Genomic DNA, 19,257 nt, shown 5'->3' with positions numbered 1-19,257 from the left:
CGCGGCCTTGGGTCCCTGCCTTCGCGGGGATTGCGAATTTAGTTTAGGGTTTGATTGAATGGGCAAGGAAACAGGTTTCCTCGAATTCGACCGCGAGGATCGCACCTATCGCGATCCCGAAGAACGGCTGACGCACTACAAGGAGTTCGTCGTTCCGCTGTCGGAAAAGCAACTGCGGACGCAGGCGGCGCGCTGCATGAACTGCGGTATCCCCTATTGTCACAACGGCTGCCCGGTGAACAACATCATCCCGGACTGGAACCATCTGGTCTACGAGGACGACTGGAAGAATGCGCTCGAAGTGCTGCATTCCACCAACAACTTCCCCGAATTCACCGGCCGCGTCTGCCCCGCCCCATGCGAGGCGGCCTGCACGCTCAACATCGTCGACAGCCCGGTAACCATCAAGTCGATCGAATGCGCAATCATCGACCGCGGGTTCCAGGAAGGCTGGGTCAAACCCGAAGTGCCCGAAAAGCGCACCGGCAAATCGGTGGCGGTCATCGGCAGCGGCCCGGCAGGGCTTGCCTGCGCGCAGCAACTGGCGCGCGCCGGCCATGCCGTGACCGTGTTCGAGAAGTCCGACCGCATCGGCGGGCTGCTGCGATACGGCATTCCCGACTTCAAGATGGAAAAGCACCTGATAAACCGCCGGGCGGTGCAGATGGAGGCCGAGGGCGTCCAGTTCCGCACATCGAGCGAAGTGGGCGTGGAAGTCAGCTTCCAGGCGCTGCAGGAGAATTTCGACGCGGTCGTGCTGGCGGGCGGCGCAGAAGAAGCGCGCATGCTGGACATTCCCGGATCGGAACTCAATGGCGTGCGGCTGGCAATGGAATTCCTGACCCAGCAGAACAAGCGCAACGCAGGCGACGAGGAAGTGCGCGCCGCCCCGCGCGGCTCGCTCACCGCTACCGGCAAGCACGTGATCGTGATCGGCGGCGGCGATACCGGCAGCGATTGCGTGGGCACCAGCAACAGGCAGGGCGCCGCCAGCGTCACCCAGCTGGAAATCATGCCCAAGCCGCCCGAGAAGGAAGACAAGGCGCTGACCTGGCCCGACTGGCCGCTGAAGCTGCGCACATCGTCCAGCCACGAAGAGGGGGTCGACCGTGACTGGGCCGTCCTGACCAAGCGTGTCACCGAAGAAAACGGCGATGTCGCCGGGCTCGAATGCTTGCGCGTCGAATGGAAAGACGGCAGGATGCAGGAAGTGGAAGGCAGCACCTTCACGCTGAAGGCCGATCTCATCCTGCTGGCCATGGGCTTTACCGGGCCGAAGCGCCGCGGGCTGCTCGACCGGGCAGGCGTGGATCTGGACGGGCGCGGAAATGTGGCGGCGGATACCGAATGGTATCTCACCAGCGAGGCGAATGTGTTTTCCTGCGGCGACATGCGGCGCGGGCAGAGCCTCGTCGTGTGGGCGATCCGCGAAGGGCGCCAGTGCGCGCGCGCCGTCGATCTCGCCCTGATGGGGGCGAGCGAACTACCCCGCTGACAGGAGCGACAGCCATGGCCTTCACCCCCTTCGATCTGACCGGCAAAGTGGCGGTGGTGACCGGCGGCAATGGCGGGATCGGGCTGGGCATGGCCGAAGGGCTTGCCGGGGCGGGCGCGGATGTCGTCATCTGGGGCCGCAAGGCGGACAAGAACGCCGCCGCCCTCGAACAGCTGAAGGCGTATGGCACGCGGATAGAAGCGCTGTCGGTCGACGTGTCGGACGAGGCCGCCGTGGTGGACGCGATGGCGGAAAGCCTTTCGCGGATGGGCCGGATCGACACCTGCATCGCCAATGCGGGCGTGGGCGGCAGCGCCCCGCTGATTGAGCAGACGACCGAGCAATGGCGCAAGGTGACCACGGTCAATCTCGACGCGGTATTCTGGACGCTGCGCGAAGCATCGCGGCACATGGTCGAACGCGCGGAACGGGGTGACAAGGGCGGTTCGCTGCTGGTGACATCCAGCGTATCGGCGATCCACGGCGCCCCGCAGAATCAGGCCTATGCCGGTACCAAGGCGGGCGTGCTGGCGATGGTGCGCGGCACGGCGGTGGAGCTTGCCCGGCACGGCATTCGCGCCAATGCCGTCCTGCCCGGCTGGATCGCCACCGACATGACTGAACGCCTGCAGAACTGGGATGCCTTCAACGAAAAGGCCATCGGCCGGGTGCCCATGCGGCGCTGGGGCGAAGGCGAGGACTTTGCCGGCATCGCCGTCTATTTCGCCAGCGATGCCAGCCGGTTTCACACCGGCGATTCGGTAGTGATCGACGGCGGCTATACGATCTTCTGAGCTACAACGGCCTGAGCCGGCGGCTGGTATTCGAATGCTGCCGGACTGTGTGGATCTTGCCTGCACGGCCGCGTTCGAAGACGACTTCCTCGCGCTCTTCGCCGCTGGGCGAGATGACCCGAAAGCGATCGCCGCCCAGGGGTTTCAGGCGCGACATCTTGTCCGCCGGTGCCCCGGCATCGGGATCGATCCAGGTGAGCCCGCCAGCCCATGGCACGAACATGAATTCGCCCGACCACGGCTGCCCGTCATAGACGCCCGCAAACTCGGCCAGATCGACTCCCTCGACCGCATCGAACGGCTTGGCTTCGCCGCGCGCCTTGATCAGCGCCGCGATCCCTTCGGCGAGGCGCCCGGGATCGTCCATCGCATTCATGGCGATGGCCACGCCCATCTCTTCGGCCGGCGCCAGCATCAGCATGCTGCGATAGCCGGGGCAACTGCCGCCATGCCCGACCACGGTGGTGCCGCCGATATTGCGCACGGCAAAGCCTAAGCCCCAATTGGTCTCCCAATCGGGCGACACGTAATGCACCCGTTCCATCTCGCGCAGGGTCGAGGGCCGCAGGACTTCGCGCTGCCCCGTCCGGGCAAGGCGGAAGGTCCAGCTGGCGAATTTGGCGAGGTCTGCCACGCTGGCGCTGAAGCCTGCCGCAGGCGCGATGCCCGCCGGATCGAACAGCTTCAGTTCCGGACGTGTGCCATCCGCCTCCAGCGCGCCCCAGCCCACAGCCATCTGCTTGCCGTAGAGTTCCGCCGGAATGCCCGGACGCGTATCGCTGAGGCCGAGAGGCTCGAGGATGTTCGCGGTCACATAGTCCGCATAGGGTCGGCCGCTCACCGCTTCGACCGTCTCGCCGACCAGCGTCAGGCCGAGGTTCGAATATTGCCAGGTTGTCGATGCAGGATAGAGCGGCGACTGGCTGCCGATGGTCGCGCGAACCTGCTCCTGCGAGGGAAAGGTAAAATCGGGCCCGGTCCAGTAGGGAAAGTCCGCTTCGCGCGGCAGGCCTGCCGAATGGGTCAACGCGCCGCGCAAGGTGATCGGCACGCTTTCACGCGGATCGTCGGCCAGCCTCGCCCACGGCAGATATTGCGTAATCGGCGCATCGAGCGCGACCTTGCCCTGTTCCCATTGCTGCATCAGCGCGACGGCGGTGAACAGTTTGGATATCGAGCAGATCGAATAGATCGTCTCGGGTGTAGCGGGCTTGTCCTGCCCGCGATCGGTCGCGCCGAAACCCTTCGCCCACACCGTCCGGTCGCCCAGAGCCACAGCGGCGGAGATCGCAGGAATGTTGCGGTATCGGCGCTGTCCTTCGATCCATAATTCGCTGGCGCGCATGGCTTCGGCCAGCGCCGCTGCCTTGGCAGCATCCATTTGCGCAGCGGGTTCGGCTTGCACGGCGGGCGCCCTGTCGGTCTGCGCCCCCGCAGGTATCGCCATGCCCAGCACCGCCAGCGCAGTGCTCGCCCTGAATATCGCTTGCTTCATCGTTCCCCCTGCCATCCCACCGATCATCCTACAGGTGCCGGCGACTGGCAAGCGATTACAATGCCCAGTCGATCGCCTCGCGGCCATGGTCTGAAAGAAAGGCATTGGTCCTGCTGAACGGCTTCGAGCCGAAAAACCCGCGATGCGCCGATAGCGGGCTGGGGTGCGGGCTTTCGGTCACGCAATGCTGCCCTTCGCGCAGGCCGGCGATCCGCTTTGCCTTCGCCTGCGCGTGGCTGCCCCAGAGAATGAACACGCTCGGTTGATCGCGTGCCGCGACTGCTGCGACGCACGCGTCGGTGATAGCGTCCCATCCTCGCTTGGCGTGGCTGCCGGCCTTGGCCGCCTCGACCGTAAGCGTGTCATTGAGAAGCAGCACGCCCTGCCGCGCCCATTTGCTCAGATCGCCATGATCGGCGCGCGCCACACCAAGGTCCGCTTCCAGTTCCTTGTAGATGTTCACCAGGCTCGGCGGGATCTTCACCCCTTCGGGGACGGAAAAGCACAGCCCCATGGCCTGACCCGGCCCATGATAGGGATCCTGTCCCAGGATCACGACCTTTACCTCGTCCAAGGGCGTCAGTTCGAGCGCTTTCAACCGGCAGCCGCGCGGCGGATAGATCTGTTTGCCCGCCTGTTCTTCTGCGACCAGAAACCCACCCAGTTGCCGCGCCTCTGCCGTCGCCAGGACCGGTTCCAGTACGAGTTGCCAGCTTTCGGGGATCGGTTCGCTTGCCATGACAGATGGACTAGGCCGATCCGCCTTTGCTCGCCAGCCCCCCTTCCCACCAATCCCCAATCGGCCTAAGGCCGCGCACATGGCAGTGCATTTCCACGAAGAAGACCTCCCCGCAGGCGTACTCGCCGACGGCCCCGTTGCCGTCGATACCGAAACCATGGGTCTGGTCACGATCCGCGACCGGCTTTGCGTCGTCCAGATCAGCGACGGCAAGGGCGACGAGCATCTTATCCGGTTCGGCCCCGACAGCAGTTACGATGCGCCGAACCTGAAAGCCGTACTGGCCGATCCGGCCCGTCTGAAGCTGTTTCATTACGCCCGCTTCGACCTGGCCGCGATCGAGTATTATCTCGGCGTCATGGCGACGCCCTGCTATTGCACCAAGATCGCCAGCAAGCTCATCCGTACCTATACCGACCGCCACGGACTGAAGATGCTGGTCGAGGAACTGCTCGGCGAAAATATCTCCAAGGCCCAGCAGTCGAGCGACTGGGGCGGCCCGGTGCTGAACGATGCGCAGCGGGAATACGCCGCGAGCGATGTTCGCTATCTTCACCGGATGAAGGAAGAACTCGACCGTCGGCTGGAACGCGAAGGGCGCACGGAGATGGCACAGGCCTGCTTCGATTTTCTTCCCACACGCGCGCGGCTGGACGTGGCAGGCTGGGCCGACCACGACATCTTCAGCCATATGTAAGGATAGGCCGGTCAGGCATAACCCATGGTATCGCGGCACCGCAGGATAGAAACGCAGGAAGCGAAAGCGCGCCGCAGCGAGCGCCAGCACTGGGCCGAGCCCGGTGGCTCGCACGATCGCATGGTTGCTTTCCTGTCGCGCGCTCTGCCCATGGGCGTAGGCGTGCTGGCGGCGCTGATGGTGATCACACCGCTCAGTCCGCGCGGTGAAGTCAGCTTTCTGCTCGATCGGAACAAGGTGGCCGTCATCAACGAGCGGCTGCGTGTCGACAATGCGCTTTATCGCGGTGCCGATAACAAGAACCGTCCCTTCTCTCTGACGGCTGGCGAAGCGGTCCAGCGCTCCAGCGCCGAAGGCATCGTGCGCATGAACGATGTCGTGGCGCGTCTGCTGCTCGACGAAGGTCCCGCAAGGCTGGTCGCGCAGGGCGGGCAATATAGTATCGACAACGAAATCGTCGCAGTACGCGGGCCGTTGCGCCTGACGGCCGCCGATGGCTACCGCATGGTCGCACGCGGCGTATCGCTCGATCTTGCGAACAAGCAGCTCGTCGGTTCGGGCGGGGTCGACGGCGCCATACCCGCCGGTACCTTCAGCGCCGACCGCCTGAACGCCGATCTGTCGGCACGCACCATTACCCTGACGGGCAATGCGCGCTTGCGCATGGAACCCGGAAAGCTGAGGATGCCCTGATGAAGCCGTTGCTCCCCACCATCGCCCGCTGGGGCATCGGGTCTTTTGCCGTCACGGCGGCCGCCTTTGCCGGTATCCAGCTTTCGGCGCAGGCGATTGCCGGGCACAATTCCAATGCGCCGGTCAGCTATGCGGCCGATCGCATCGAACTGCAGGACCGGCAGAACCGCGTCGTCCTGTCGGGCAATGTGAAGATCACGCAGGCTGGTCTCAATCTCGATGCGGCGCGCACCATCGTCAATTATACCGATGCCGGTTCGCTGAAAATCCAGCGCATCATGGCCACAGGCGGCGTCCAGGTGACCCGCGGGAACGAGCGCGCGCGCGGCGATACCGCGGTCTATGATTTCAACCGCCGGATCATTACCATGGCGGGCAATGTCCGCCTCAATCGCGGCGGCGATACGCTGAACGGCGGACGGCTGGTCATCGATCTGGCGACCGGCGTGTCGAGCGTGGATGGCCGTGCCAGCGGATCGTCCTCGGTCACCGGCCAGGGCCAGTCGGGCGGCCGCGTCACAGGCACGTTCTCGGTCCCCGAAAACTGATACCTGCCGCTTAGCGGGTCCGCGCCGTCGCCACCCTGGCGATGTCGGCCAGGCCCTGCGCCAGCAGCAGTTCGGCCGCCTGGCTGTTGGTCAGCAGTTCGCGGTGCAGGGAGACGAGCCGCCGGGTCAGCCGGTCCAGCTTGTCGCCGTGCCGCCACAGCGCCAGTTGCTGCCCGATCTCGCGCTTTTCCTTGAAGAAGATGCCGAGCCGCGCCTCTTCGCCCCGATCCAGATCGCCAAACCCGCGCGAGCCGAGTGCTGCGGCGATCCGCGCCAGCTGCGCCGCACGCCGCTCAAAGGCCAGCAGCACGCCCACCGGATTGAGGCCGAGCTGCTTCATCCGCCCCAGTTCGATCCCGAGCTTGGCGGCCTGCCCACCCATCACGACATTGACGAGCGAGGCAAAACCATCGTCTTCGCTCGATGCGCCGATGGCATCGAGATCGTCCGCGGTGGCCGTCTGCGGACTTTGCGCGCTGGCATCCAGATAAAGAGCCAGCTTGTCGACCTCGCTCTTGGCCAGTCGGATGTCGAGATTGGCGGCGCGCGCGATCCGTTCTGCCAGATCGCCGCCCAGCCGCACGCCCGCCCCATCCGCCAATGCGCGCACGCTGCGTGTGACGGAGGGCAGATCTGGCGGATAGAACATGGCCACCAGCGCATCCCTGCGCTTTTCGAGCAGCTTGGCGGTGCGAGATTTGTCGGTGGCGGACGTGGCCACGACGATCACCGGGCAGGCCTCGCCCGCCCCCGCATCGCTGGTTTCGATCAGCACTTTCAGCGCCTCTGCCGCCTCGTCTCCATTGGCGCGAATCCAGATGTGGCGCTTGTCGCCGAAGAGCGAATTGGTGCGCGCTTCATCGCCCAGCTTGGCCGGATCGTTCTTCACCTCGCCGCCGGACATCTCCAGCCGCTCGCCCGGTTCGGGAAGCCAGCTGACCAGATCGTTGGCCGCAGCGGTCGCCCCGGCTTCGTCCTGGCCGCAAAAGAAGAAAATCGAACAGCCCTGTGCGGCCGAACGCCCCTTCGCCGCGAAATCGCGGTTCGTCAGCTTCACCGCTGGTTGCGAAGCGCCAACGCGACGCGCGTCACGATCCGCTGGGCAAGGTCCTGCGAGAGATTTTCAAGCGCCGTCTGTTCGGCGGCGATGACGGCATATTCGCTCGACACCACGTCGATGCCGGCATCCGACCCGTCGGTCGCATCGAGGACGATCTCGCCCGTCGAAAGGTCGGTCAGCTGATAGCGTGCGCGCAAAGTGCGGCGTTCGCGGCTGATCGTATCGTCGCGCAGGATCGCCAACCCTTCGAGCCGGTCGTCCAGGCGGATATCGATGCGGTAGCGCGGCGCGGGATTACCCGCTGCGGCAAAGCGTTCTTCCAGCGCACTGCGCACCAGCCAGCCCGCGCGCCCTTCGATCGGCGCCACTTCGATCGCGGCGAGCGATTGCGCCACCGCACCGCTGCCGCCGCCCGCATACATGGGCGAAAGGCCGCAGGCCGACAGTGTGGCGAGGGCGAGGCTGGCGAGGAGGATACGCATCAGGTGACGATATTCACCAATCTGTCGGGGACCACAATGACCTTGCGCACTTCTGCCCCGTCGAGCGAGCGCTGGACCTTCTCGCTGGCGAGCGCCATGGCTTCGAGATCTTCCTTCGAAGCACCCTTGGGTGCGGTCAGCGTATCGCGCAGCTTGCCCTTGTGCTGGACGGCGATGGTGACTTCATCGTCGACCAGAAGCGTTGGATCGACCGTCGGCCAATCCGCATCGGCGACCAGACCCGTTTCGCCCAGCGTGGCCCAGGCTTCCTCGGCCAGATGGGGCATCATGGGTGCGACAAGCTGGACCAGCGTGCGGATCGCGGCCGAGCGGCTGGCGGAAGGCTGTGCCTTCTCCACCGCGCCGGTCAGTTCATAAATCCGCGCCACGGCCTTGTTGAAGCCGAGCGATTCGATATCGCCCGCGACCGCCTGAACGGTCTTGTGCACATGTCGATCAAGCGTTTGATCGGTGCCCTGAACATCTGCATCGAACGCACCGAACAGGCGCCACAGGCGATGGACGAAACGGCTGCAGCCTTCGATCCCGGCTTCGGACCAGGGCAAGTCGCGTTCGGGCGGGCTGTCGGACAGCATGAACCAGCGCACGGCATCTGCGCCATAGGTGTCGACGATGGTGTCGGGGTCGACGACGTTCTTCTTCGACTTCGACATCTTGATGACACGGCCGATCTCGACCTCGCCGCCATCGTCCTTCAGCAGCGCGCGTTCGGCTTCGCGGCTGATTTCGTCGGGCGCATAATAGACGGTCTTGCCGCCCGTCTTGCGGCTGTAGGTCTCATGCGTGACCATGCCCTGCGTGAACAGCGAAGCGAAAGGTTCCTTCACATCGATCTGCCCCATGTGGGCCAGCGCGCGGGTCCAGAAGCGGGCGTAGAGCAGGTGCAGGATCGCATGCTCGATGCCGCCGATATACTGTTCGACCGGCAGCCACTTGGCGATCTCGTCCTTGTCAAAGGGCTTGTCCGCGGGCTGGCTGGCAAAGCGCAGGAAATACCAGGACGAATCGACGAAAGTGTCGAGCGTGTCCGTTTCGCGCGTCCCCTTGCCGCCGCATTTGGGGCAGTCGACATGCTTCCATGTCGAATGGCGCAGCAGCGGGTTGCCCGGCGTCTGGAAATCGACATCCTCGGGCAGGGTGATCGGCAGGCTGTCCTTGGACGCGGGCACCACGCCGCATGTGTCGCAATGGATGAAGGGGATCGGCGTGCCCCAGTACCGCTGGCGCGATACGCCCCAGTCGCGCAGGCGCCATACGGTCTTGCCCTGGCCGCGGCCCTGCTGTTCTATCCGGGCGATGATTTCGCGCTTGGCATCTTCGACCGCCATCCCGTCGAGGAAGTCGGAGTTGACGAGCACGCCCTCGCCCGCCTCGGCCTCGCCCTCGAAGGGCTTGCTGGCATCTTCGGCGCTGGCAGCGACCACGCGCGGGATCGGCAGGCCGTATTTGGTCGCGAATTCGAAGTCGCGCTGGTCATGGCCCGGCACCGCCATGATCGCGCCGGTGCCGTAATCCATCAGCACGAAGTTCGCGATATAGACCGGCAGGTCTGCGCCGGTGAACGGATGCTTCGCGGTAATGCCCGTGTCGAAACCGAGCTTTTCCGCGGTTTCCAGTTCGGCGGCAGTCGTGCCGCCCTTTTTGCACAGCGCGATGAATTCGCGTGCCTCGTCGCTGTCCAGGGACTGCGCCACCGGATGATCGGCCGCGACGGCGACGAAGCTGGCGCCGAAAATCGTATCGGGCCGCGTCGTATAGACCGGCAGTTTCTCGCCATTCGACAGGTCGAAGCTGAATTCCAGCCCCTTGCTCTTGCCGATCCAGTTTTCCTGCATCAGCCGGACCTTGTCGGGCCAATTCTCTAGACTGCCCAACCCTTCGAGCAATTCTTCGGCAAAGTCGGTGATCTTGAGGAACCACTGCGCCAGCTTGCGCTTCTCGACCTCGGCGCCGCTGCGCCAGCCCTTGCCGTCGATCACCTGTTCATTGGCCAGCACGGTCATGTCGACCGGGTCCCAATTGACCTCGCTTTCCTTGCGATAGACGAGACCCGCTTCGTAGAGATCGATGAACAGCGCCTGCTCGTGGCCGTAATAATCCGGCTCGCAGGTTGCCAGCTCGCGGCTCCAGTCGAGCGCGAAGCCCAGCCGCTTCAGCTGCGCCTTCATGTGTTCGATATTGGCGCGGGTCCAGCCGCCGGGGTGGACGCCCTTTTCCATCGCCGCATTTTCGGCAGGCATGCCGAAGGCGTCCCAGCCCATGGGATGCAGCACTTCGTGCCCAATCGCCTTCTTGTAGCGCGCCAGCACGTCGCCCATCGTGTAATTGCGCACGTGGCCGATGTGGATGCGCCCCGAAGGATAGGGGAACATCTCGAGCACGTAGCTCTTGGGCTTGGCGGAATTGCTGTCGGCGCGGAAGGTCTGCGCCTGGTCCCACGCATTTTGCCAGCGCGCATCGGCGCTGGCCGGATCGAAACGGGTATCGCTGCTCATAGGCAGCCGCGTTTACGGATTTTGCCGGCTATTGGAAGGCGCTTTTCAGGCCAGCGCCCGCCAATGCCTGCGCAGGTCAGCCCATCGCTTCGCGGCGCAGTTCGCGGGCCTTCGTCAGGATGACGTCTTCCAGCTTCTGAACGGTTGCCGCCTGCACCGGCGCATCGACCCATGTCCCGCCCTGATTGACCTGGCGGCTTGCTGCAACGCGCAGGGCATCGGCACGCAGATCCGAATCGAGGATGGTGACGGTCATCTTCACCCGTTCGCCCGGATTGCTGGGGTTGGCGTACCAGTCGGTCACGATCACGCCGCCATTGCTGTCGGCCTGCAGCAGCGGTGCGAAGCTGACCGCATCGAGCGCGGCACGCCAGAGATAGGAGTTCACACCGATGGTGGTGACCTGTGAGGCTGCGACGTCGGCCCGCGGCCGTTCGCGCCCGCCACCGCATGCCGCGAGGCCAACCGTGGCTGCGATCGCAACGGCGAAGGTTGCGGGGCGGCGGATGTTTGCGAAAGCGCTCATGTCGGTCCTTGGTATCCTGCAGGTTTCTTGGCTCTATAATGCCTGCACGCCTCGGAGCAAGGCAAACGGGCCAGCGGCCCACACAGTCTCCAGCGCGTGAATATGGCCTTAATTCATTGCCCGGGAACAAGTTAGGGTGCGCGTGCTTGTGGAAACTGGGCAACACTTTCTGTCAATTACCACCAGGCTTTGTGGAAAAGCTGGCCAAGGCATGGGCGAGTGGTAGGATGTTTGCCGGAGTAGAGGGAATCGCCTGCGCCTTTAATGCAGGAGTCAGGGACCGTTCAGCGGATTTCTGGCTTACTGGTGCAGCAACATAGGAAAAGAAATTCGGTGGCACATTCGGTCAAAAACCAGAGCAAGGCGCGGTTCGTACCCGCGGCGCTGGTTGCTGCCGGTCTGGCCCTTTCCATTCCCGCTGCCGGCCTTGCCGTCGTTCAGGCCAGTGCTGCCGCGGAACTTCCCGAAGACATCGCCTACCTGCCCTTCACCCCGGCCAAGATCGATCCGCAGCTTGCTGCGCGCGTCGCTGCCGTGATGGGGGAAAAGGGTCTTCGCTTCACCCCGGCCAGCAAGCCGGGACTGAGCAAGGACCGCACCGTCACCGTGGCCGTCCGGGTGGACGATGCAACGGCCCGCGCGATTTCGATCCGCAGCGGCATCGATTCGGTCGGTACCGCCGGTAACCGCGAACGCGTTCTTGCGGTCAACCCGACCAGTTACAACCTCGGCGTCGCCCGCGGTTACCAGAGCTTCTCGCAGCCCACGCAGCCCAAGACCGTTTCGGTCGGCCTGCGCGACATGGGCATGCCCGATCTGGCCGCCTTCGCACCGGACAAGAGCGAAAAGGCCGACAAGCCGAGTCGCTTCAATTCGCGCGTCGCGATCAACCGGGAAGACAGCGGCACCCGTTCACTGCGCACGCCCGACGGCCTGCCCGGCCAGAGCGTGGATCTCAGTACATCCTATCGCGTGATCGGCAACGTCAACGTGACGGCTGGCGTTCGCCTGTCGAAGGATAACAACCGCCTTGCCCCGCTGACCGATGGGGTCGAAGACGATCAGGCCGTTTACGTCGGCACCCGCGTCAACTTCTAGGCACTACCGGAAAATACGTCTGCATCCTCGCCCGTCTGGGCGAAAGGACTTGGCGCGTCGTGCATCCCTCGCTTAAGTCGTGGCAACGCTACGGAAAGCTTGGGAGAAAGATCATGACACGTGTTGCCATCGTTACCGGGGGCACGCGCGGAATCGGCCGCGCCATCTGCGAACGCCTGCGCGACGAGCGCGAATTCACCGTCATCGCCAATTATGCGGGCAATGACGATGCGGCGCGCAAGTTCACCGATGAGACCGGCATTGCGACGATCAAGTTCGACGTCGGCGATTTCGACGCGGTGCAGGATGCCTGCGGCAAGGTGGCAGAAGAACACGGCCCGATCGACGTCGTCGTCAACAATGCCGGCATCACCCGTGACGGCACGCTGCTAAAAATGAGCTACGAAGACTGGGACGCCGTGATGCGGACCAATCTGGGCGGCTGCTTTAACCTCGCCAAAGCGACCTTTTCGGGCATGAAGGAACGCGGCTGGGGCCGGATCGTCAACATCGGTTCGATCAACGGGCAGGCGGGCCAGTATGGCCAGGTCAATTATGCCGCCGCGAAGAGCGGCATCCACGGCTTCACCAAGGCGCTGGCGCAGGAAGGCGCGCGTTTCGGCATCACCGTCAACGCCATCGCCCCGGGCTATATCGACACCGACATGGTCGCCGCCGTGCCCGAACCGGTGCTGGAAAAGATCGTCGCCAAGATTCCCGTCGGCCGGCTCGGCAAGGCGAGCGAGATCGCACGCGGCGTCAGCTTCCTGTGTTCCGACCATGCCGAATTCGTCACTGGTTCGACCATGAGCATCAACGGCGGCCAGCACATGTATTGATCGGCGGGAGGGCGGACCGCGCAAGGCATCCGCCCTCTCCCATCACGACACGTAAATGCCTGCGACTTTCCACGCACCGTCTTCGCGCACCAGCGAGATCGTTTCGACCACGCCTGTACGATTGGCAAAATCCGTCCGGAACTTCACGATGGTGATGCCCTGCGGCGACGGGACATCGTCCTGCCCGATATAGTCGCGCGAAAGCGTCTTCCCGAGGCCCGACTGGACCTTTTCCGCCGTATCGCTCCAGAGCTTCAGCGTGTTGGCCTTGCGAAACGAGGATGCGGTCGCGGCATAGCTCGCCTCCCAGTCGCCCGCATCGAGCAGCGCGAGCCAGGTGCGCGCGGCGCTTTCGACCTCGGCATCGCTGGGTAACGATCGGGTTGCCCCGCCCGCATTGTCGCTCTGGACGATCGCGGGGACGAGAAACAGTGCGGCTGCGGCAAGGGTAAGCATGATGACAACTCCTGCAAGGATCCGACGGCGGGCGGACATGCCTGCCGTTGCCCCGCCATCGTCATCGCTTTGCCGGGCCGCCGCATCCCCCAAATCTCTGGATACAGGTTTTTCGGGGTCCCCGCCTTCGCGTTCCAGCACCAGCCGGGCCGCCTCGCGGCTGCTGGTGACTTCCAGCTTGCGTCGCGCGGCGCGCAGGCGTTCGTTGATCGTATGGACCGACAGCGCCAGTTCGCTCGCCGCGGATTTCGCATCATGCCCGCGCACCATCAGGCGCAGGGTCTGCTTTTCCTTGTCGGTGAGTTCGTCATAGCCGTCAGCCATGCCTGAAACCTAGGCGCAGCACGGTTCACCGCACACCCCAAAAAAATCGTATCGGGCCCGGCCCCGGCGATGTAAGGGGCCGCCGCTTATGGAAATGCCCCCGTACCATCCGCCGAAAAAATACTCCGTCCGGATCGACGGCCATCGCACGTCGATCAGTCTCGAACCCATGTTCTGGGAGATGCTGACCGCAGCGGCTGCCGCGCGCAGCCAGTCGATCAACGCGCTGGTCGCCCAGATCGATGCCGAGCGTATCCGCGCCGCGACGCCGCCGGGCCTTGCCGGGGCAATCCGTATCTGGCTCGTTACACATGAAAGGGGCGGCTGGATCGCTCCAACCGCCCCTTAGGACTCTCGTCCTCTCCAACTGGAGTAAACGGGTCAGTAATTGGCCGGCGGATCGCTGGCGGGGAAGCTCTGGTCGCTTTCCTCGTCAGCCTGCGTCCATTTGCGGCCCGAACTGTCGCGCATGGATTCCGGACCAGCGTCGCGCACCGAGGCATTGCCCTGGTTGCCGGAAAACGCCGGCTGCGATCTGTTCTTTTCGTAATAGCGATAGCCGGCATATCCGAGCCCGCCGAGGGTCAAAAGCTTGAGTAGCATGACAAAACTCCTTTGTTGCTGACCCAACGCCCGTCATCGCGGAAAGGTCCGCACCCGCTGGCTCAATCGTCGCCAACCCGTTCGATATCCGCGCCGACAAGCTGGAGCTTCTCTTCCAGCCGCTCGTAACCGCGGTCGAGGTGGTAGAGCCGGCGCACCGTGGTCTCGCCTTCTGCAGCAAGCCCCGCGATCACTAGGCTCATCGAGGCGCGCAGATCGGTCGCCATGACTTCGGCGCCGGTGAGGTTGACCGGCCCGCGCACGATTGCCGTGCGCCCTTCGGTTTCGATGTCCGCCCCCATGCGCGCCAGTTCGGGCACATGCATGAAGCGGTTCTCGAAAATCGTTTCCTTCAGCACGCTGGTGCCTTCGGCCCGAGTCAGCAGGCTCATCAGCTGCGCCTGCATGTCGGTGGCAAGGCCGGGGAATGGCGCGGTGGTGAGGTTGTGCGCCTTCAGCGGTCCATTGGCGCGCACATCGATTCCCTTCTTGTCGCTCTCGATCTCGACGCCGATATTGCGCAGCGCGTGAAGGGTGGACCCCATGTCTTCCGCTTCCGCACCTTCCAGTCGCACGTCGCCGCCGGTGATCGCCGCAGCGCAGGCATAGGAGCCTGCCTCGATCCGGTCCGGCATCACGCGATAGGTCGCACCGTGCAGCCGCTTGGCGCCGTGGATCGTCAGTTCGGACGTGCCGATACCTTCGATCTCCGCACCCATGGCGGTGAGCAACCGGCACAGGTCGACGATTTCCGGTTCGCGCGCGGCATTGATCAGCCTGCTGGTGCCGTTGCACAGCACCGCCGCCATCAACGCATTTTCCGTCGCGCCGACCGACACGATGGGGAAATCGAAATCGCCGCCGGGCAGGCCGCCGTCGGGGGCGCTCGCCTTTACGTAACCCTGCGCCAGTTCGATATGCGCGCCGAACGCCTCCAGCGCCTTCAGATGCAGATCGATCGGACGGTTGCCGATCGCGCAGCCGCCGGGCAGCGACACGGTCGCCTCGCCCATGCGCGCCAGCATCGGGCCGAGCACGAGGATGGAGGCGCGCATCTTGCGCACCAGTTCGTATGGCGCGACGGTGCCGGTCAGCCGCGTCGCTTCCAGCGTGACCACGCGGCCGAAATCTTCCGGTCGCTGGCCCTGGATCGTGTGCGCCACGCCGAACTGGCCCATCAGGTGCTGAAACCCGTCGATATCGGCCAGCCGCGGCAGATTGCGCAGCGTCACCGGCTCTTCGGTCAGCAGCGCACAGGGAATCAGGGTGAGCGCGGCATTCTTCGCGCCCGAAATCGGAATGGTACCGGAAAGGCGATTGCCGCCACGAATGATCAGTTTGTCCATGCCGCTTCCTTAGAGAAGGCAGCGCCGCTGGCAAGCGTCACGCCGCTGTCGCATCACGGCAGCGGGCCAGGAGCGCGCATGCCGCATAACCTATGTCGATTGACCCGATACCGCTGGCGACTTACCCCCTGCAGCCATGAACCAGCACAAGCCGATCAAGAAAGCCGTCTTTCCCGTCGCCGGGCTGGGCACGCGTTTCCTCCCCGCGACCAAAGCGATCCCCAAGGAACTGCTGCCCATCGTCGACCGCCCGCTGATCCAGTATGCGGTGGACGAAGCGCGCGAGGCGGGGATCGAACAGATCATCTTCGTCACCGGCCGGGGCAAGACCGCGATCGTCGAACATTTCGACATCGCCTACGAGCTCGAACACACGATGCGCGAACGCGGCAAGGACCTCTCGGTGCTGGAGCCGACCCGGGCGACGCCGGGCGACATCATCACCGTGCGCCAGCAGGTGCCGCTCGGCCTCGGCCATGCCATCTGGTGCGCCCGCGCCATCGTGGGCGACGAACCCTTCGCCATCCTGCTGCCGGACGAGCTCATGGTGGCGCAGAAGGGCGACGGGACCGGCTGCATGAAACAGATGGTCGATGCCTATAACGACGTCGGCGGCAACCTCATCTCGGTGCTGGAAGTGCCGCAGGAAGCCGTCTCCAGCTACGGCGTCATCGCGCCGGGCGAGGTGAAGAGCGAGACGCTGACCGAAGTCACCGGCCTCGTCGAAAAGCCGCCGGTGGCCGAAGCGCCCAGCAACAAGATCGTTTCGGGCCGCTACATCCTCCAGCCCGAAGTCATGCGCCTGCTGGAAGACCAGGAAAAGGGCGCGGGCGGTGAAATCCAGCTGACCGACGCCATGGCCCGGATGATCGGCAACCAGCCCTTCCACGCCGTGACCTTCGCCGGCCGCCGCTTCGACTGCGGCAGCAAGACCGGCTTCGTCGAAGCAACCCTGGCCCTCGCCATGGAACGCGAAGACATGGGCGCGGAAGTACGCGCGATGGCGGAGCGGTTGTTGGGGGAGTAAGAGGACCAAGAAGGGGGCGCCGCGGCGCCCCCTTGCTCCCTTCTAGCTGGATTTTTTACCCAACCTCGGCGTCGTCCTTGGCGGAAGCCTTCTCGGTCTTCGCCTTGCCCTGAGGCTTTGTCGCTTCTTCTGCCGGTTCATCCTGCACTTCGGCGAGGCGAGGCGAGGTTTCGGCTGCTGCGGGCCCCTTCACGAGATTGTCCAAGGACGAACCGTCGAGGCCCAGTTCTTTCATCAGACCGTCTAGCACGGGCGCCTGCGCCCGATAGGCAAGCGCTGCGCTCACCGCATCGCTTGCAAGGTTGCCCGAACCGTTTCCGGTGGTCGACGTCCCGCTCTTGCCATTGCCGTTGGTCAGCCCGTCCACCTGAACGATCTTGATCGAATCGATCGCTTCCATGGGCTTTGCGCTTTCGCGGATGACTTCGGGCAGCACATTCAGCAGCGCCAGCTTGGTCTGCAGGCTGATCTGGTCGGACGACAGGAGGTTGGCCGCCTCGTTGATCGCCCTCTGACCCGCAGCTTCGACCTCGAAACGCACGCGGGCGGCTTCGGCGCGCAGCTTTTCGGCCTCCGCCTCGCCTTCCGCTTCGCGGCGGGCGGCCTCGGCGCGGTTGGATGCAGCATCCTTTTCGGCTTCGGCATCGACGCGGATCTTGATGGCATCACGTTCGGCCTGCTTCGACGCTTCGATCAGTTCGATCTTCTTCTGGCGCTCGGCGATTTCGCTTTCGCGTGAGGTAGCGACCTGTTCTTCCGCAGCCACCGCCTTGGCGCGGGCCTCGTCGGCGTCGGCCTTGGCCTGGCTTTCCTCGCGGCTCTTGTTCTGAACGGCGATCTGCTGCTCCTGCCGTGCGATCTCGAGCGCGCGCTGCTGGTCGATTCGCGCTTCCTCGACAAGCCGGTCGGCTTCGATCTGCTGGGCATCGACCTGCTTCTTCGCTTCGATCCGAGCGGCATCCGCCTCGCGGTTGCGTTCGGCCTGTTCGCGGGCGATCTCGGCCGATTGCGCCGCGCGCCGGACCTCGACTTCACGCTCCTGCTCCAGCCGCGCATATTCCTGATCGCGGCTGATCTCGAACGAGCGCTGGCTCGCCTCGAGGTTCTTGGTTTCCATCTGGACGCGGGTGTCCTGCTCGATATCGTTGCGCAGTTTCTTGCGCGCTTCGATCTGCTCGGTCAGCTTGGTCAGGCCTTCCGCGTCGAAGGCGTTGTTGGCGTTGAAATGTTCGATGCTGGTCTGGTCCAGCCCGGTGAGCGAAACCGATTCCAGTTCGAGCCCGTTCATGGCGAGATCGTTGGAACTCGCCTGCTGCACCTTCTGGACGAAGTCGGCGCGCTGCTCGTGCAATTCGTTCATGGTCATGCCGGCGGCGACGGAGCGCAGGGCATCGACGAACTTGCCTTCGACCAGATCCTTCAGCGCCTCGGGCACCATCGTGCGCTGTCCCAGCGTCTGCGCGGCCATGGCGATCGCGCCCGCATCGGGCCGCACGCGGACATAGAATTCGGCCTTCACGTCGATACGAAGGCGGTCCAGTGTAATCAGCGCTTCGGTGTCGCGCCGCACCACGGCCAGCACCACGGTGTTCATGTTGACCGGCATCGTTTCGTGGAACACCGGCAGCACCAGCGCGCCGCCGTTCATCACGACTTTTTCCCCGCCCACGCCCGTGCGTACGAAAGCGACTTCCTTCGAAGCGCGGCGGTACAGCCGTGCAATTGTCAGCCCGACGACGAGAATAAATACGACGACCGCACCGACCGGTACCGCCAGTTCTACAAGATTATTCAATTACCCCTCCTTGAAGAAATCAATCGGGCGACAGGCGGCGCTCGGCCAACGCTGTCGCGTAAAAACTGCCGCCTTCGCGGCGAACCAGCAATACTTCGTCCCCGGCGTGCATCTCACTGGCCGTTTCGTGCGGTTCGACCATGACGTGATGCGGATGGCCGTAGTGATCGCGAACCTGGGCGCGGGCGGGCGATCCGCTGCGCGCAGTTCCATCGGTGATCCGTGCTCGCCGACCCAGCAATGCGTCGAGAGAGACTGCAGTCGTCTCATCGCGCGGCAAGATTGCCCCGAGCGGTCGCGCCAGAAGTCCGGTAACGGGTAATGCGGCAATGCCCGCCATGACTGCAGCGAGCCAGCGGTCCAGCGGCGCTCCGATCAGGCTGTCGGCCAACGCCTGACCACCTACGCCGATACCGGCGAACAGCAGCAGAAAAAGTGCGAGCCAGATTGTCAGGGGGACCCGCCCGATACCGAGGAGGGTGAACATGCCATCTATCGGCCCGGAAGAAATCGCGGCATCGCCATCGATATCGGCGTCCACATCCGCCCCGCCAAAGACATCGCCAAGACCTACCAACTGGATCGCCGCCAGCGCCAGCATCACCGCCAGCGCGACGGCGAAGGGCAGGTTATGCGGCTCGAAGATGGTCATCCCCCTGTCCCCCTGATGGCGATGCTCGTTTCTGTCCTTTTTACGGTGCTTTAGGCGTAGCAACCGGGCACG

Annotated in this window: 20 protein-coding genes; 9 read left to right on the top strand and 11 right to left on the bottom strand. The window is 64.3% G+C overall.

Annotation, left to right across the window (positions count from 1 at the left end):
* The first annotated feature begins 58 nt into the window (after positions 1-58).
* Together KYK83_RS02200 and KYK83_RS02195 are read left to right on the top strand one after the other, a co-directional pair.
* A complete protein-coding gene (locus KYK83_RS02200; protein WP_222827028.1) occupies positions 59-1,495 on the top strand; it encodes a glutamate synthase subunit beta in 1,437 nt (478 codons plus the stop codon).
* Between the two features lie 14 nt (positions 1,496-1,509).
* Positions 1,510-2,289 (top strand): SDR family NAD(P)-dependent oxidoreductase, encoded by a 780-nt coding sequence (locus KYK83_RS02195; protein WP_222827027.1) that lies wholly within the window; start codon positions 1,510-1,512, stop codon positions 2,287-2,289.
* Position 2,290: 1 nt separating this feature from the next.
* Here the strand turns inward: KYK83_RS02195 and KYK83_RS02190 are convergent, their stop codons facing one another.
* A complete protein-coding gene (locus KYK83_RS02190) occupies positions 2,291-3,784 on the bottom strand; it encodes a serine hydrolase domain-containing protein (RefSeq protein ID WP_222827026.1) in 1,494 nt (497 codons plus the stop codon).
* 55 nt (positions 3,785-3,839) lie between these two features.
* Positions 3,840-4,523, bottom strand: coding sequence for a uracil-DNA glycosylase (gene ung / locus KYK83_RS02185; protein ID WP_222827025.1), 684 nt, complete (start codon positions 4,521-4,523; stop codon positions 3,840-3,842).
* A gap of 79 nt (positions 4,524-4,602) precedes the next feature.
* Between ung and KYK83_RS02180 the strand changes: the two genes are divergently transcribed.
* Genes KYK83_RS02180 through KYK83_RS02170 form a run of 3 tightly spaced genes read left to right on the top strand, consistent with a single transcriptional unit; the run spans position 4,603 to position 6,461 of the window.
* The gene (locus KYK83_RS02180) at positions 4,603-5,220 is read left to right on the top strand and encodes a ribonuclease D (RefSeq protein ID WP_222827024.1); all 618 of its coding nucleotides are present in this window, start codon (positions 4,603-4,605) and stop codon (positions 5,218-5,220) included.
* A gap of 24 nt (positions 5,221-5,244) precedes the next feature.
* Positions 5,245-5,913, top strand: a complete 669-nt coding sequence (locus KYK83_RS02175) for an LPS export ABC transporter periplasmic protein LptC (protein WP_103023958.1) — start codon at positions 5,245-5,247, stop codon at positions 5,911-5,913.
* The gene (locus KYK83_RS02170; RefSeq protein WP_103023957.1) at positions 5,913-6,461 is read left to right on the top strand and encodes an LptA/OstA family protein; all 549 of its coding nucleotides are present in this window, start codon (positions 5,913-5,915) and stop codon (positions 6,459-6,461) included. Before KYK83_RS02175 ends, KYK83_RS02170 begins: the two co-directional genes overlap by 1 nt.
* Before the next feature lie 10 nt (positions 6,462-6,471).
* Here the strand turns inward: KYK83_RS02170 and holA are convergent, their stop codons facing one another.
* The 4 genes from holA to KYK83_RS02150 form a co-directional block, all read right to left on the bottom strand.
* A complete protein-coding gene (gene holA, locus KYK83_RS02165; RefSeq protein WP_222827023.1) occupies positions 6,472-7,518 on the bottom strand; it encodes a DNA polymerase III subunit delta in 1,047 nt (348 codons plus the stop codon).
* The gene (lptE, locus tag KYK83_RS02160; protein ID WP_103023955.1) at positions 7,515-8,003 is read right to left on the bottom strand and encodes an LPS assembly lipoprotein LptE; all 489 of its coding nucleotides are present in this window, start codon (positions 8,001-8,003) and stop codon (positions 7,515-7,517) included. The genes holA and lptE overlap by 4 nt, the downstream gene beginning before the upstream one ends.
* Positions 8,003-10,519 (bottom strand): leucine--tRNA ligase, encoded by a 2,517-nt coding sequence (leuS, locus tag KYK83_RS02155; RefSeq protein WP_222827022.1) that lies wholly within the window; start codon positions 10,517-10,519, stop codon positions 8,003-8,005. Before leuS ends, lptE begins: the two co-directional genes overlap by 1 nt.
* Before the next feature lie 76 nt (positions 10,520-10,595).
* On the bottom strand, positions 10,596-11,045 hold the full coding sequence (locus KYK83_RS02150; protein ID WP_103023953.1) for a DUF3576 domain-containing protein: 450 nt from the start codon (positions 11,043-11,045) through the stop codon (positions 10,596-10,598).
* A 333-nt stretch (positions 11,046-11,378) separates the two neighbouring features.
* Between KYK83_RS02150 and KYK83_RS02145 the strand changes: the two genes are divergently transcribed.
* Positions 11,379-12,143, top strand: coding sequence for a hypothetical protein (locus KYK83_RS02145; protein ID WP_346729400.1), 765 nt, complete (start codon positions 11,379-11,381; stop codon positions 12,141-12,143).
* A 113-nt stretch (positions 12,144-12,256) separates the two neighbouring features.
* Positions 12,257-12,982 carry an acetoacetyl-CoA reductase gene (gene phbB, locus KYK83_RS02140; protein WP_103023952.1) on the top strand — a complete coding sequence of 242 codons (726 nt, stop codon included), beginning with the start codon at positions 12,257-12,259 and terminating at the stop codon, positions 12,980-12,982.
* 42 nt (positions 12,983-13,024) lie between these two features.
* Here phbB and KYK83_RS02135 read toward each other — a convergent pair whose 3' ends face one another.
* Positions 13,025-13,762 carry a helix-turn-helix domain-containing protein gene (locus KYK83_RS02135; protein WP_222827021.1) on the bottom strand — a complete coding sequence of 246 codons (738 nt, stop codon included), beginning with the start codon at positions 13,760-13,762 and terminating at the stop codon, positions 13,025-13,027.
* A gap of 88 nt (positions 13,763-13,850) precedes the next feature.
* Here KYK83_RS02135 and KYK83_RS02130 point away from each other — a divergent pair, with 88 nt between their 5' ends.
* The gene (locus tag KYK83_RS02130) at positions 13,851-14,111 is read left to right on the top strand and encodes a ribbon-helix-helix domain-containing protein (protein WP_369828438.1); all 261 of its coding nucleotides are present in this window, start codon (positions 13,851-13,853) and stop codon (positions 14,109-14,111) included.
* 32 nt (positions 14,112-14,143) lie between these two features.
* Here KYK83_RS02130 and KYK83_RS02125 read toward each other — a convergent pair whose 3' ends face one another.
* Both KYK83_RS02125 and murA read right to left on the bottom strand, forming a co-directional pair.
* The gene (locus KYK83_RS02125) at positions 14,144-14,365 is read right to left on the bottom strand and encodes a hypothetical protein (protein WP_222827020.1); all 222 of its coding nucleotides are present in this window, start codon (positions 14,363-14,365) and stop codon (positions 14,144-14,146) included.
* 62 nt (positions 14,366-14,427) lie between these two features.
* Entirely contained in the window at positions 14,428-15,711 is a 1,284-nt protein-coding gene (murA, locus tag KYK83_RS02120; RefSeq protein ID WP_222827019.1) for a UDP-N-acetylglucosamine 1-carboxyvinyltransferase, read from the bottom strand.
* 136 nt (positions 15,712-15,847) lie between these two features.
* Here murA and galU point away from each other — a divergent pair, with 136 nt between their 5' ends.
* Complete coding sequence (gene galU / locus KYK83_RS02115) at positions 15,848-16,738, top strand: UTP--glucose-1-phosphate uridylyltransferase GalU (protein WP_222827018.1); 891 nt, start codon at positions 15,848-15,850, stop codon at positions 16,736-16,738.
* A gap of 55 nt (positions 16,739-16,793) precedes the next feature.
* On the opposite strand, the gene KYK83_RS02110 is transcribed toward galU, so the two are convergent.
* Positions 16,794-18,482, bottom strand: coding sequence for a flotillin family protein (locus KYK83_RS02110; protein ID WP_430298985.1), 1,689 nt, complete (start codon positions 18,480-18,482; stop codon positions 16,794-16,796).
* A 70-nt stretch (positions 18,483-18,552) separates the two neighbouring features.
* The gene (locus KYK83_RS02105; RefSeq protein WP_222827016.1) at positions 18,553-19,185 is read right to left on the bottom strand and encodes an OB-fold-containig protein; all 633 of its coding nucleotides are present in this window, start codon (positions 19,183-19,185) and stop codon (positions 18,553-18,555) included.
* Positions 19,186-19,257: the final 72 nt, after the last annotated feature.

Source organism: Qipengyuania pacifica (assembly GCF_019857205.1).
GTDB lineage: Bacteria > Pseudomonadota > Alphaproteobacteria > Sphingomonadales > Sphingomonadaceae > Qipengyuania > Qipengyuania pacifica.
This window is presented reverse-complemented; position numbering and strand designations above follow the sequence as displayed.